A 12,587-nucleotide genomic window follows, 5' to 3' on the forward strand; every position below is an offset into this window, starting at 1 on the left:
CGCAAAACTCCCTGTTGTGCCGGGTCGCCTGACGAAATCATCTATCCGGCAGGAGCTTGCGTAAGCTTGTAGCATTGAGAGCTGTTGTGAACCTTCACGGAAGCGTGAAACCAGCATCGGACCTCAAGTCTTGCCTCAGTCATCCGCTCACGTCGGAACATTCTAGAATGCGGTCTGAAATAAGCGAAACCGGCCAGAAGAAGCGTGAAGCGCTCACCTTTCTCATCCTCGCAGTCCTGATCTGGCCTTTCATTGCTGTCGGCGTGGTCGCTGGCTGGGGCTTTCTCGTCTGGATGTACTATCTGTTCACCGGTCCCCCCGGTCCGGTCTGAGGAGCGGATCCGATGACGGAGGTCGTGGATGCCCAACGCCGTCAATTCCTGTTCGGGCGGTTCGTTCAGGAGCCTGGAGCCAGTGAGCCGCCGGTTGCCGTGATCGGCTCATCTTGTTTCGCCCTCCAGGGAATTGCCTGCATGAGCTGTCGGGATGCCTGCCCGACGGGAGCCGTGCGCTTCGAACTCGTCCTGGGCGGTGCCCGTCCGCGCGTCGAGGCCGCAGACTGCACCGGCTGCGGGGACTGCTCCGCGGCCTGTCCCGCCGATGCCGTCCAGCTGTCTTTTCCCGAGAGCGTGTCATGAGCCGTGAATTCCACATTTCGAGCCTCGTGGTTCACAGCCGCCCCGATCGAGTTCCGGCCATCGTGGAAAGCCTCGCCTCCATTGAGGGCGCCGAACTCCACGGGGGCGCCGACGCCGGCAAGCTGATCGTCACCCTGGAAACCGAGACCGAAGCCCAGGTCGTCGAGCGCATCAACGCGATTCAGCTTCACGACGGCGTTCTCGCCGCAACCCTTGTCTTCCACCATTTCGAGCCTGTTCAAGAGCGGGAGTAAACTCATGGACCTCACGCGCCGCACCCTTCTCAAAACCCAGGCCGCAGCGGCCGCGGCTGCGGCTGCGAACGTCGCGCTCCCAGTCAATGCCCAGAACGTCCCTACCGGCGAGGACATCCAGCTCCAGTGGTCGAAGGCTCCCTGCCGCTTCTGCGGCACGGGCTGCGGCGTCATGGTGGCAGTGAAGGACGGGCGCGTGGTCGCCACCCATGGCGACATGCAGGCCGAGGTCAACCGCGGCCTCAACTGCGTCAAGGGCTACTTCCTGTCGAAGATCATGTACGGCAAGGATCGCCTGACCCAGCCCCTGCTGCGCATGAAGAACGGGCAGTTCGCCAAGGACGGCGAATTTCAGCCCGTGTCCTGGGACCGTGCCTTCGACGAGATGGCGAAGCAGTGGAAGCGCGTGCTCAAGGAGAAGGGCCCCGAGGCCATCGGCATGTTCGGCTCGGGCCAGTGGACCATGTGGGAGGGATATGCCGCATCGAAGCTGATGCGGGCCGGCTTCCGCTCCAACAACCTCGATCCCAATGCCCGCCACTGCATGGCCTCGGCGGCCGTAACCTTCATCCGCACCTTCGGCATGGACGAGCCGATGGGCTGCTATGACGATTTCGAGCATGCGGATGCCTTCGTGCTCTGGGGTTCGAACATGGCCGAGATGCATCCGATCCTGTGGACGCGGGTCACCGACCGCCGCTTGAGCCACCCGCACGTGAAGATCGCGACGCTCTCGACCTATGAGCACCGGACGACGGATCTGTCCGACATGTCCGTGATCTTCAAGCCGAATTCGGATCTCGCCATCCTGAACTACATCGCGAACTACATCATCCAGAATGGCGCGGTGAACCGCGAGTTCGTGCAAAGGCACTGCAACTTCCGCTTGGCCAACACGGATATCGGCTACGGCCTGCGGCCCGACCACGTACTGGAGCAGCGGGCGCAGCATGCCAACGACGCGCAGGTATCCCATGCAGCGAGCTTCGAGGAATATGCGAAGCTCGTGAGCCAGTACACGGTCGAGAAGGCCTCGGAGCTATCGGGTGTGCCCAAGGAGCAGCTCGAGGCGTTGGCGCGCATCTATGCCGACCCGAAGACCAAGGTGATGTCGCTTTGGACCATGGGCTTCAACCAGCACGTCCGCGGGGTTTGGGCCAACCACATGGTCTACAACCTGCACCTGCTCACGGGAAAGATATCCGAGCCCGGCAACTCGCCCTTCTCGCTCACCGGGCAGCCCTCGGCCTGCGGCACGGCCCGCGAGGTCGGCACGTTCAGCCATCGCCTGCCGGCCGACATGCAGGTGGCGAACCCGGAGCACCGCAAGCATGCGGAGGAAATCTGGAAGCTGCCTCACGGGCTGCTCCCCGGCAAGGTCGGATATCACGCGGTGCAGCAGGACCGCATGCTGAAGGACGGCAAGCTCAACGCCTACTGGATCATGGTCAACAACAACCTCCAGACGGCGCCCAACACCAACAACGAGACCTATCCCGGCTACCGCAACCCTGCCAATTTCGTGGTGGTCTCCGATGCCTATCCGACGGTCACCGCGATGGCAGCGGACCTGATCCTGCCGGCGGCCATGTGGGTGGAGAAGGAAGGCGCCTACGGCAATGCGGAGCGGCGCACCCACTTCTGGCACCAGCTCGTCAACGCTCCTGGCGAAGCGCGCTCCGACCTCTGGCAGCTGATGGAATTCTCCAAGCGCTTCACCACCGACGAGGTCTGGCCGGCCGAGATCCTGAATACCCATCCCGACTACAAGGGCAAGAGCCTCTTCGATGTTCTCTTCAGAAACGGCAACGTGGACAAGTTTCCGCTCTCGGAGATCGACCCCGCTTACGAGAATCGGGAATCGAAGGAGTACGGCTTTTACGTCCAGAAGGGCCTGTTCGAGGAATTCTCCCGCTTCGGCGCCGGTCACGGGCACGATTACGCGCCCTTCGACACCTACCATCAGGTGCGCGGCCTGCGCTGGCCTGTGGTGAACGGGCAGGAGACGCGCTGGCGCTACCGTGAGGGCCACGACCCTTACGTGGAGAAGGGCAGCGGGTGGCAGTTCTACGGCAACCCCGACAAGAAGGCCAACATCGTCGGCGCGCCCTATGAGCCGCCGGCGGAGGCCCCAGATGCCGAGTACGATCTCTGGCTCGTGACAGGGCGCGTTCTCGAGCACTGGCATTCCGGCTCCATGACCCTGCGCGTTCCGGAGCTCTACAAGGCGTTCTCCGGCGCCGTGGTCTTCATGCACCCGGACGATGCGGCCAAACGCGGTCTCCGGAGGGGGCAGGAGGTGAGGGTGGTCTCGCGGCGCGGCGAGATCCGCAGCCGCATCGAGATCCGCGGACGCAACAAGGTGCCGCCGGGCCTGATCTTCGTGCCGTTCTTCGACGCCAGCCAGCTCATCAACAAGGTCACGCTCGACGCGACGGACCCGATCTCGAAGCAGACCGATTTCAAGAAATGTGCCGTCAAAGTCGTCGCGGCGGCGATGGCCGATGCAGGAGGTCAGCAATGAGACGCGGCATCTTCGCATGCTTGGTCGGCATCGTGCCGTTCCTGGCAGCAGGGGCGATCTTCGCGCAGGATGCGCCGCGCCTGCGCGGCCCGGAACCGTTCACGAAGGAAACGCCGGCCCCGCCCATGCAGCGGCAGGTCACGAACGACGTGCGGGTGCGCCGCAACTATCCCGACCAGCCTCCGGTGATCCCGCATTCCATCGAGGGCTATGCCGTCGACCTGAACGCGAACAAGTGCATGTCCTGCCATGCGCGCAAGTTCACTCAGGAAAGCCAGGCTCCGATGATCAGCATCACGCATTATCAGGACCGCGTCGGCAATACCCTCGGCGGCCTGGCACCGCGACGTTACGTCTGCGTCGCCTGCCATGTGCCGCAGACCGATGCGAAGCCCCTCGTGGAAAACATCTTCACGGATATGGACGCCTTGGCCGAGCCTGAGCGACAGCCGCAGCGGGGGAGGCACTGATGGCGGCCGGAATCGCGCGCGCCTGGGGGTGGTTCCGGGGCAACTCCCTGATCCGGACCGCCTTGAAGCCTCCTGTCTATCTGAGCCTCGCCTTCCTGACCTTGGGCGGTTTCGTGGCCGGTGTCGCCTTCTGGGGAGCCTTCAACACCGCCCTGGAGGCAACGAACACCGAGCAGTTCTGCGTCAGCTGCCACGAGATGGAGGCCAATGTCTTCGAGGAGCTGAAGGGCACGATCCACTTCACGAACCGGTCTGGCGTTCGGGCCACATGCCCCGATTGCCACGTGCCGCACAACTGGACGGACAAGATCGCCCGCAAGATGCAGGCGTCGAAGGAGGTCTGGGGACACATCTTCGGCTCCATCGACACGCGCGAGAAGTTCCTGTCCATGCGCAAGCACCTGGCCGAGCGCGAGTGGGAGCGCATGAAGGCGAACGACTCGCTCGAATGCCGCAACTGCCACAGCTCGGAATCGATGGACCTGACGAAGCAGAACCCGCGCGCAGCCTCGGCGCACGAGCGCTTCCTGTTCACGAGCGAGAAAACCTGCATCGATTGCCACAAGGGCATCGCGCACCGCCTGCCCAACATGTCGGGCGTTCCAGGATGGCAGTAAGCTCATGAAGGTTTTTAAGCCCCTTCTCACGGCGCTCCTCCTTGCCGCAGCCGCTCCCGCGGTCTGGGCGCAGGGGCAGGGCAGCGCCAATGCACCCGCGCCGGCTCGGGTCATCGAACCGGAGGAGTTCGTCCGGCTGGCCTACAGCTCCGCGACCCTTCAAGGCCAGGCGGCCACGCTGGCGTCCTCCCGGGAGACGCGGCCGGAGGTCAAGAGCTATGCGGCGGCACAGACCGGGTTCCGTCAGGATCTGCTGAAGCGGATCGAAGCGTTCGCACGGGAACGCAACCTGCCGCTTCCCTCCGTCAAGGAATTCGAGCATCAGGTCATCATCGAGAACATGGAACCGCTCGACTATCTCGCGCTGAGCCGGCGCTACGCCGAAATCCAGCTTCAGGCCCTCGACCAGGAGATCGGGATCTATCGGGCGGCGAGCCAGAGCCCGCACCAGGCGATCAAGGCTTTCGCCGATCAGGTTCTGCCCGACCTGGAGCAGCGCCGCGGCGGTGCACAGAAGATGTGGGAGACCGTAAGGCCTTGAGCGGTGCCGCCAGCCATCAGGTATGCATCGACACCTGCTCCCACGAGGGCTTGACCTCCATCGAGGAGGCTTGCGCGCGCGCAGCAGCCTATGCCTCGCCCCTGCAAGGCCATGAGGAGCTTCCCATCGTCGCGGCCGTCGGGCGGACGCTGGCGCTGACTGTGCGGTCCGTTCTTCCGCTCCCGCCCTTCGATCAGTCGGCCATGGACGGCTATGCGGTTGCCGCAGGCGACGGGCTGGTGTCAGGCATTTCCCTCAAGGTTGCGGGGCGGATGGCTGCCGGCGACGAAGAGAGGCCTCTCCCGCCCGGAAGCGCCCTCAGGATCCTGACGGGTGCGAAGATCCCGCGCGGCGTCGATGCCGTCGTCATGCAGGAGAACGTGATCCGCGACGGCAACCGGATCGTCCTGACGCGCATGGTGCGCCCGGGCGACAACATTCGCCGCCGCGGCGAGGATGTGACTCCGGGCGAGGTCCTGCTGCAGCCGGGAGAGCGCATCGATGCGCGCCACGTGGCCCTGCTCGCCGCTCAAGGCCAGACGTTCGTGCCGGTCCGCCGCAAGGTGAGGATCGGGGTCGTTTCCACGGGCAGCGAACTGCGCGCGCAGGGAGAGAGCCTGCCGGAAGCATCGCTCTTCGATTCGAACCGTCCCATGATCATGGCGCTGGCCTTGCAGGCCGGCGCGGATGTGGTGGATGCCGGTATCATCCGAGACGATCCGCGCCTGATCGCGCAGACCCTCCGCGATCTCGCGTCCCGCTGCGACCTCATTCTCACCACGGGCGGGGTGTCGGTGGGAGACGAGGACCACTCGCTGGCCGCTCTGATCGAGGCGGGAGGCCGGGGCGAAGCCCTCAAGATTGCGCTCAAGCCCGGAAAGCCTGCCGTCGTCGGAACGATCGGCGCCTCGATCTATCTGGGCCTTCCGGGCAATCCCGTCGCAGCCCTCGTGTCCTGGCTGCTTCTCGGACACGCCGTCATGGCGGCTCTCGAAGGGCGCAGCCCGAAGCCCAGCTCGGGCATGCACCTGCCGCTGGCTCATGTCTTCGAGCGGCGGCTCGGGCGCACTGAGTTCGCACCGGCGCGCATTCTCAGCACAGGCAGCGGACTGGCCGTCGAAATCCTCGGGCGCGGCGGATCGGCCCGGCTCAAGCCGCTGGCCATGGCGGATGGACTTGTGCGGATCGAGCCCCTGCACGCTCCGGTCCGCGAGGGCGACATGGTTCTGTTCCACCCGTTCCGCGACGGCTTCTCGGTCTAGCCCGATCCGCCCACCCCGAAGTCGATCCGCACCGTCTCGCTCGCCTTGGCTTTCGGTGGGTGCTTCTCGAGCGCAGCGGCCCCGGTTCAGCACGAGCAGTCCACAGGCTCATCCTTAACCTGAGACGTAAAACGACAGCGGCCCGTGTCGCCTCGGGGCCGCTGTCTGCAAGGGATGCTCTGCGCGATGTCAGCGGACGAGATGGCGATAGATCGCGGGCAGGGCCGTAGGCAGTTTCGCCACCTGGCTCACGATGGCATAGCCGCCGCGGCCGAAGAGGGTGGGAAAGTAGGATTGTGCCTCCTGATCCACGGTGACGCCGAAGACGGTGATGCCTGCGCGATGCGCCTCGACGACGGCGCGGCGCGTGTCCTCGATGCCGAAGCGCCCCTCGTAATAGTCGATATCGTTCGGCTTTCCGTCGGTGAGCACGAGCAGGAGCCGCTGCCGGTTGGGGCGCTCGGCGAGTTTCGCCGTCGCGTGGCGGATGCCTGCGCCGATGCGGGTATAGTAGCCGGGCTTCAGCGCCGAGATGCGGCGCACGACCGTCTGGCTCAGAGGTTCGTCAAAGTCCTTCACCGTCTCGACACGCACCCAGGAGCGACGGCGCGAGGTGAAGGTCAGGATCGAGTGGGAGTCGCCGCAGGCCTCCAGGCCGTGCGCGAGCACCATCAGCGCCTCCTTCTCCACATCGAGCACGCGCCTGTTGTCCACCCACGCATCGGTGGAAAGGGAGACGTCGACGAGGAGCGTCACGGCAAGGTCGTGCGCCTGGCGCCTGCTGGCGAGGTGAACGCGGTCGGAGCCGCATCCGCCGGACAGAAGATCGCTGCGGGCGCGCACCAGCGCATCGATGTCGAGTTCCTCGCCGTCGGGCTGGGCGCGCAGGATCTCGTGCTTGGGCCTCAGGGCCTCGAACTGGCGACGCACACGGCGGATGCGGCGGCGCGCCTCGTCGTCGGCTTCCCACGTCTCGCCTTCATCGGAGGCGCGGGCTGCGAGCACGCGGCAATGGCTCGGCAGATAGGCCTTGCGGGTATAATCCCACTCCGGATAGGTCAGGTCGGCCGTCAGGCTCGCGGTATCGACAGCCTCGGGCGGCAGGTCGAGGTCGAATTTCAGCTTGGTGGCGGGCTTGCCCTTATGCTTGGAGAGCGGGATCTCCTCCATCTCGTCCAGGGCCTTCTCGGCGTTCCCATCCTCGTCATCGTCCGAGGGACGGTTGACGTTGACCATCTCCGCCATGGCGAGAATCTTCTCGAAGCGGTTGAGGATGAACGGGTCGCTGCGCTGGGTCTGGTCCGCTTCGCGCCGCGCCGCGAAGCGCTTGCGCGTATCGGAGGCCGCCAAATGGCTCGGTCCTGCCGGCTCGTCGCTGTTGCGCCCGGCCCCGATGCCTTCGCGCGCCCAGGTGTCGCCCCAGAGCGGCACGGGCAGGAAGGGCTGGTAGCCCGCAGGAGCCCGCGCGGGCAGAAGGACATCCATATCCGCCACGTCCCACAGGGCAGGCGGCGACGCAGAGCGCTCGCCGAGAAGCGAGAGGACGATATGCTCGATCCTGTTCTCCTCCCGCGGCAGCGGGCGCTGTGGACGAACGGCGCGCATGGCGGCGCAGAGTTCGTCGTAGGTGCCGGCTAGTCCGGGACATTCAGCAAGCACGGTGGCGACCGTCTCCCGGATGCGCCTGAGCAACAGGAGATCGCGGCGCAGCGGGTCGGCTTCCGCGATCGGGCTCGTCGGCACATAGGCGAAATAGGCGGCAAGCCACAGGTAGAGGGAACGGTTCAGGGCCTGCTGTGGAAACAGCTCGATCCGCGGCGGCAGGAAGAGGGTGGCAGTGTCCCGGCCCGGCTGCTCCAGCCGCTCCTCGGCGACACCGATCCGATGCAGGAAGTTCAGGCGGTGCGGCGAGACGCGGGCCGCAGTGCCGGCCAGCTGCACGCCGGCCTCGCCGCCGAGCCCGCGGAAGAACACCGCGAGCGAGGCGCGCATCTCATCGAGCTCCACGCCATGCTCCGGGTGGCGCGGGTAGGTGACCGCGCGCCCCACGAGCCGATGCCAGAACTGGCCGACCGTTTCCTCGAGTTCCAGGAAGTCGAGCATGGCGTGTCTCCCGATCAGTGAAGGGTCGCGCGGGCGACCTCGATCAGAGCCTTCTTGACGTCGAGATCGTCGGTCAGGGGCTCGATCATGGTGGCGGTGACGGCCTCCTCAGGCGAGACGCCGGCGACGATGAGGGAGGCGCAGTAGACCAGAAGCCGGGTCGAGACGCCTTCCTCGAGATCCTGTCCCTTCAGAGCCCGCAGCCGGCGGGCCAGCTGCAGGAGCGGGCGCACGCGATCGGCCGGCAGGCCGCTCTCGGCGGCAACGACGGCGATCTCGTGCTCCATGGGCAGGAAGTCGAACTCGATGGCCACGAAACGCTGGCGTGTGGAAGGCTTCAGGGACTTCAGCAGGGTCTGGTAACCCGGATTGTAGGAGACGACGAGCATGAAGGAATCGGGCGCCTGCAGTTCCTCGCCGGTGCGGTCCAGGGGCAGGATGCGTCGGTCGTCGGTGAGCGGGTGCAGGACGACGGTGACGTCCTTGCGGGCTTCCACGATCTCGTCGAGATAGCAGATGCCGCCCTCGCGCACGGCGCGGGTGAGCGGGCCGTCGGCCCAGACCGTATCGCCGCCCTTGAGAAGGTAGCGGCCCGTCAGATCGGCGGCGGTAAGGTCGTCATGGCAGGAAACCGTGTGCAGCGGCAGACCGAGCCTAGAGGCCATGTGGGCCACGAAGCGGGTCTTGCCGCATCCGGTCGGGCCTTTGAGGAGCAGGGGCAGGCGCTTGCGCCAGGCGAGCTCGAACAGATCGCATTCATTGCCGGCAGGAACGTAATAGGGCAGCTCGACGGCCGGTTGCGGAACGGAGTGGAGAAGCGGTTTCATCGGTCAATCCTCAAAACATGGCGGGGAGCGGGGCGGCTGGGAGCCGCCCTGCCAGGTCTTACTCGGCAGGCTGGAGGCCCTGCGCCAGGCGGGGCGTCTTCTCGCGTCCGGGGACGAACACCGCGTAGACGAACATCAGCGCGGAGATCAGCACGAACACGCCGGAGCCGAGGCGGATCCAGTAGAACAGGGCGAGATGGTCCTGAACGTCCATGTAGGACTGGCCGAGCACGCGCTGCAGATGCACCTGGATGACGCCCGCGAAGGTGAGCGCGAAGGTCATCACCGACATGGCCGTGCACATGATCCAGAAGCTCACGATGCTCAGCATCTGGTTGTAGGGCTGGCGGCCCAGGATCTGCGGCATGGCATAGGCCATGATGGCGAGGTTGAGCATCACGTAGGCACCGAAGAAGGCGAGATGCCCGTGGGCGGCGGTGACCTGCGTGCCGTGGGTGTAGTAGTTCACCGACGACAGGGTGTGCAGGAAGCCCCAGACGCCTGCGCCGAAGAACGCCATCACCGAGCAGCCGATGGACCACAGCAGCGCGGCGCGGTTCGGGTGCCTGCGGCCGGCCTTCCAGGTCATCTGGAAGGTGAAGACCACCATGGTGAAGAAGGGGGCGACCTCCAGCGTGGAGAACAGCGAGCCGATCCACTGCCAGTAGCCGGGCGCACCGATCCAATAGAAGTGGTGACCCGTGCCGAGGATGCCGGAGAACAGCGCCATGCCGACGATGACGTAGAGCCACTTTTCCACCACCTCGCGGTCGATGCCGTTGAGCTTGATCATCAGGAAGGCGAGCACGGAGGCCATGATCAGCTCCCACACGCCCTCGACCCACAGGTGCACGATGTACCACCAATACATCTTGTCGACCGCAAGGTTGATGGGATTGTAGAAGGCGAACAGGAAGAAGATCGCCACGCCCCACAAGCCGAAGAGCAGGATGTTGGTGACGACCGTCTTGCGGCCCTTGAGCACCGTCATGGTGATGTTGAACAGGAACATCAGGCAGACGACGACGATGCCGACCTTGATGATGAAGGGCTGCTCAAGGAACTCGCGGCCTTCGTGGATCTTGAAAATGTAGCCCACCACCGCGATGCCCGCGGCGGCGAAGAACATCCAGAACTGGATCTTGGCGAGGAGCGGGCTGAAGAGCTCGTTCTCGGTTTCCTCCGGAACCAGGTAATAGGTTGCTCCCATGAACCCGATCAGCAGCCACACGATCAGGGCGTTGGTATGGATCATGCGGACGACGTTGAAGGGCAGAAGCTCCGAGAGCGTGTTGGGCAGAACGTAGATCGTGCCGGCGACGACGCCGAACAGGACCTGGGCGATGAACAGGGCCAGGGCTCCGTAGAAGTAGAGCAGGGCCACCTTTTGCGTCTGGTATTTCATGATGACGGTCCCTTCTCAGCCGGCCTTGTTGGGCGGCCAGTTTTGGGTCTTGATGCGGCTGGTCCATTCCAGGAAGTCGGCGAGATCGTTGAGTTCCTGGTCGGAGAGGTTGAACTGCGGCATCTGCCGCCGGCCCTCGATGCCGGTCGGCTGTGCGGCCATCCAGGCCTTGAGCGTCTCGCGGGCTGCGGCCGGGTCTTCCCTGCCGCCGTAGCGATCCCACACGTTGCCGAGTTCGGGCGCAAAATAGGCGCCTTCGCCCAAAATCGAGTGGCAGTTGATGCAGGAGTTCTTCTCCCACACGTGCTTGCCGCGGGCGACGGCGTTCGACAGCGTCGACACGTCGGTGGAGGTGGTGTTCATGTAGTAGTGGCTATGGGCCGTGAGGCCGACGAAGATGGCGAAGAAGAAGAACGAGCCTCCATAGAACACGTTTCTCGCCGCCGATTTGGTGAGGACTTCAGCCATCACGCGATCCTTTCTGATGAGACAGGCAGGCAGGTGCGCGGCCAGGGCCGCGGCATCGCGGGAGGACGGGGAGGGCTGCGGGGGCGGGATGTGCCCTGGGGAGTGCCGAACATGGTGATGCCTCGCATGAGCGTCGCGGGCCGCGCGGAGCGGATGGCGGCAACCTACAGGAGCGGGAGGAACGCTCTTTGCTCTGGCACAAGGTTCAAGGGACCGGGCCGGCGGCCTGCGATTTCCGGTTCGGCTTCCTCGTTGCGCTGGCGCAAAGACCCACGCGCCCGGCAGGGGCATAGGAAGGAGGCTTGATCCGAGGAGATCGCAGAATGACCGATGCCCAGTTCGGCCTGTTGATGGCGACGCCCATCATCATCGTGTTCGCCATCATGCTCTACCGCATGGGGGTCCTGCGCCTGAGCGGCACGGTCACGGCGGTGACGATGTCCGTCGTGATCGCCGCCGGATTGTTCCTGACGCAGTAGGGCATAGCAGGGGCAGGCAGGCTTTCGAGCCGGAGGTCAGTCCACCGGGCGCTCGGCGAGCATGAACAGCTTGTGAGGATTGCGGATCGTGATCTTCTGCCGTCCGCTTTCCACGAGGTCCTGATCCTCCCATCCGCTCAGGATGCGGCTGACCGTATGCAACGTGGTGCCGGTCATCTCCGCAACATCCTGCCGCGAGATCGGGAAGTCGATCTGGATTCCATCCTCGCTCTTGCGCCCCGCCTGCTGAGCCAGGCGGAGCAGGGCATGGGCCACGCGTTTCTCGACCTGCTGCGTCGAGATCTCCACCACCCGGGTATGAGCATCGTCGAGGCGGCTTCCGACGGTCTGAATCGTGTTGACCGCAAGCGAGGGGTACTTGGCCACGAGACGGGGCCATGCCGCCGAGGGCCAGACGAGGGCCAGGCTGTCGACGACCGCCGTGGCGGTCGCGGGATAGGTCTTGCGCGCCATGGCCATGGCGATCCCGAACAGATCCCCCGCGTTCACGAAGCGAACCACCACCTGCTGGCCGTCGGGCGTGACCTTCATCACCCGCAGGTGGCCGTGAAGCAGGATGAAGAAGGAATGCGCCTCCTCGTCCTGCTGAAAGACGCTCGACCCCTTGGGATAGCGGATGGACTGCGCCTCTTTCAGGATGTCGCCGAGATCGTCGGGGGTCATCCCCGCAAAGACGGGAAGGTCAGCGATCAGAGATTTGTCCAGATTCGGCATGTGACGGGTCCCGGCTCGACGGAGGAACGGATCGGCGGATGGGAAAGAGGGCCGGCCTCAGGCCGGCCGTTCCATCCCGGTCCGGCTCAGGCCTCTCACCCGAGAGATCTGCACATCAACCGGTACAATGCCACGGCCCGGAGGACATTGAGCTATCTCAAACCGCTGGAGGCAGCCTTGTCCGCTTCCAAGGCGATCAGTGGCTCAGGAAGACCCCTTAGGGCTTCTCCTGAGGGGAAACGGCGCTCTCTTTGCTTCAGGTCA

The 12,587-nt window shown here is 64.9% G+C and carries 14 protein-coding genes; 9 read left to right on the forward strand and 5 right to left on the reverse strand.

Annotated elements, in window-relative coordinates:
- The first annotated feature begins 167 nt into the window (after positions 1–167).
- Genes GR303_RS13475 through GR303_RS13510 form a run of 8 tightly spaced genes read left to right on the forward strand, consistent with a single transcriptional unit; the run spans position 168 to position 6,306 of the window.
- Positions 168–332 (forward strand): periplasmic nitrate reductase, NapE protein, encoded by a 165-nt coding sequence (locus GR303_RS13475; protein WP_161722763.1) that lies wholly within the window; start codon positions 168–170, stop codon positions 330–332.
- A 12-nt stretch (positions 333–344) separates the two neighbouring features.
- Positions 345–638 (forward strand): 4Fe-4S dicluster domain-containing protein, encoded by a 294-nt coding sequence (locus GR303_RS13480; protein WP_161722764.1) that lies wholly within the window; start codon positions 345–347, stop codon positions 636–638.
- The gene (locus GR303_RS13485; RefSeq protein WP_161722765.1) at positions 635–892 is read left to right on the forward strand and encodes a chaperone NapD; all 258 of its coding nucleotides are present in this window, start codon (positions 635–637) and stop codon (positions 890–892) included. Before GR303_RS13480 ends, GR303_RS13485 begins: the two co-directional genes overlap by 4 nt.
- A gap of 4 nt (positions 893–896) precedes the next feature.
- Positions 897–3,416, forward strand: a complete 2,520-nt coding sequence (gene napA / locus GR303_RS13490) for a periplasmic nitrate reductase subunit alpha (protein ID WP_161722766.1) — start codon at positions 897–899, stop codon at positions 3,414–3,416.
- A complete protein-coding gene (locus tag GR303_RS13495; protein ID WP_161722767.1) occupies positions 3,413–3,886 on the forward strand; it encodes a nitrate reductase cytochrome c-type subunit in 474 nt (157 codons plus the stop codon). The genes napA and GR303_RS13495 overlap by 4 nt, the downstream gene beginning before the upstream one ends.
- Positions 3,886–4,503 carry a NapC/NirT family cytochrome c gene (locus tag GR303_RS13500; protein WP_161722768.1) on the forward strand — a complete coding sequence of 206 codons (618 nt, stop codon included), beginning with the start codon at positions 3,886–3,888 and terminating at the stop codon, positions 4,501–4,503. Before GR303_RS13495 ends, GR303_RS13500 begins: the two co-directional genes overlap by 1 nt.
- 4 nt (positions 4,504–4,507) lie before the next feature.
- Positions 4,508–5,044, forward strand: coding sequence for a DUF4142 domain-containing protein (locus tag GR303_RS13505; RefSeq protein ID WP_161722769.1), 537 nt, complete (start codon positions 4,508–4,510; stop codon positions 5,042–5,044).
- Positions 5,041–6,306, forward strand: a complete 1,266-nt coding sequence (locus GR303_RS13510; RefSeq protein WP_201752044.1) for a molybdopterin molybdotransferase MoeA — start codon at positions 5,041–5,043, stop codon at positions 6,304–6,306. The genes GR303_RS13505 and GR303_RS13510 overlap by 4 nt, the downstream gene beginning before the upstream one ends.
- A 189-nt stretch (positions 6,307–6,495) precedes the next feature.
- Here GR303_RS13510 and GR303_RS13515 read toward each other — a convergent pair whose 3' ends face one another.
- From GR303_RS13515 to GR303_RS13530, 4 genes are read right to left on the reverse strand one after another with little or no spacing between them, the layout of a single operon-like run.
- Positions 6,496–8,409 carry a nitric oxide reductase activation protein NorD gene (locus tag GR303_RS13515; RefSeq protein ID WP_161722770.1) on the reverse strand — a complete coding sequence of 638 codons (1,914 nt, stop codon included), beginning with the start codon at positions 8,407–8,409 and terminating at the stop codon, positions 6,496–6,498.
- A gap of 14 nt (positions 8,410–8,423) precedes the next feature.
- Positions 8,424–9,236: a CbbQ/NirQ/NorQ/GpvN family protein gene (locus tag GR303_RS13520; RefSeq protein WP_161722771.1), complete on the reverse strand. Its 813-nt coding sequence runs from the start codon at positions 9,234–9,236 to the stop codon at positions 8,424–8,426.
- Positions 9,237–9,294: 58 nt separating this feature from the next.
- Complete coding sequence (locus GR303_RS13525; protein WP_161722772.1) at positions 9,295–10,641, reverse strand: cbb3-type cytochrome c oxidase subunit I; 1,347 nt, start codon at positions 10,639–10,641, stop codon at positions 9,295–9,297.
- Between the two features lie 15 nt (positions 10,642–10,656).
- Complete coding sequence (locus GR303_RS13530; protein WP_161722773.1) at positions 10,657–11,109, reverse strand: c-type cytochrome; 453 nt, start codon at positions 11,107–11,109, stop codon at positions 10,657–10,659.
- Between the two features lie 323 nt (positions 11,110–11,432).
- On the opposite strand from GR303_RS13530, the gene GR303_RS24350 reads away from it, so the two are divergent.
- Positions 11,433–11,588: a hypothetical protein gene (locus GR303_RS24350; RefSeq protein WP_201752045.1), complete on the forward strand. Its 156-nt coding sequence runs from the start codon at positions 11,433–11,435 to the stop codon at positions 11,586–11,588.
- Between the two features lie 36 nt (positions 11,589–11,624).
- Here the strand turns inward: GR303_RS24350 and GR303_RS13535 are convergent, their stop codons facing one another.
- A complete protein-coding gene (locus GR303_RS13535) occupies positions 11,625–12,323 on the reverse strand; it encodes a Crp/Fnr family transcriptional regulator (protein WP_161722774.1) in 699 nt (232 codons plus the stop codon).
- Positions 12,324–12,587 lie beyond the last annotated feature (264 nt).

This window comes from Microvirga arsenatis (genome assembly GCF_009910705.1).
In the GTDB taxonomy this organism is placed as follows: Bacteria; Pseudomonadota; Alphaproteobacteria; order Rhizobiales; family Beijerinckiaceae; genus Microvirga; species Microvirga arsenatis.

Excerpts from the sequence above, each read along its gene's own strand:
- GR303_RS13515 (WP_161722770.1), bottom strand. The coding sequence starts at position 8,409 with ATGCTCGACTTCCTGGAACTCGAGGAAACGGTCGGCCAGTTCTGGCAT.
- GR303_RS13535 (WP_161722774.1), bottom strand. The coding sequence starts at position 12,323 with ATGCCGAATCTGGACAAATCTCTGATCGCTGACCTTCCCGTCTTTGCG.
- napA (WP_161722766.1), top strand. The coding sequence starts at position 897 with ATGGACCTCACGCGCCGCACCCTTCTCAAAACCCAGGCCGCAGCGGCC.
- GR303_RS13485 (WP_161722765.1), top strand. The coding sequence starts at position 635 with ATGAGCCGTGAATTCCACATTTCGAGCCTCGTGGTTCACAGCCGCCCC.
- GR303_RS13475 (WP_161722763.1), top strand. The coding sequence starts at position 168 with ATGCGGTCTGAAATAAGCGAAACCGGCCAGAAGAAGCGTGAAGCGCTC.
- GR303_RS24350 (WP_201752045.1), top strand. The coding sequence starts at position 11,433 with ATGACCGATGCCCAGTTCGGCCTGTTGATGGCGACGCCCATCATCATC.
- GR303_RS13525 (WP_161722772.1), bottom strand. The coding sequence starts at position 10,641 with ATGAAATACCAGACGCAAAAGGTGGCCCTGCTCTACTTCTACGGAGCC.
- GR303_RS13495 (WP_161722767.1), top strand. The coding sequence starts at position 3,413 with ATGAGACGCGGCATCTTCGCATGCTTGGTCGGCATCGTGCCGTTCCTG.
- GR303_RS13505 (WP_161722769.1), top strand. The coding sequence starts at position 4,508 with ATGAAGGTTTTTAAGCCCCTTCTCACGGCGCTCCTCCTTGCCGCAGCC.
- GR303_RS13500 (WP_161722768.1), top strand. The coding sequence starts at position 3,886 with ATGGCGGCCGGAATCGCGCGCGCCTGGGGGTGGTTCCGGGGCAACTCC.
- GR303_RS13530 (WP_161722773.1), bottom strand. The coding sequence starts at position 11,109 with ATGGCTGAAGTCCTCACCAAATCGGCGGCGAGAAACGTGTTCTATGGA.
- GR303_RS13480 (WP_161722764.1), top strand. The coding sequence starts at position 345 with ATGACGGAGGTCGTGGATGCCCAACGCCGTCAATTCCTGTTCGGGCGG.
- GR303_RS13520 (WP_161722771.1), bottom strand. The coding sequence starts at position 9,236 with ATGAAACCGCTTCTCCACTCCGTTCCGCAACCGGCCGTCGAGCTGCCC.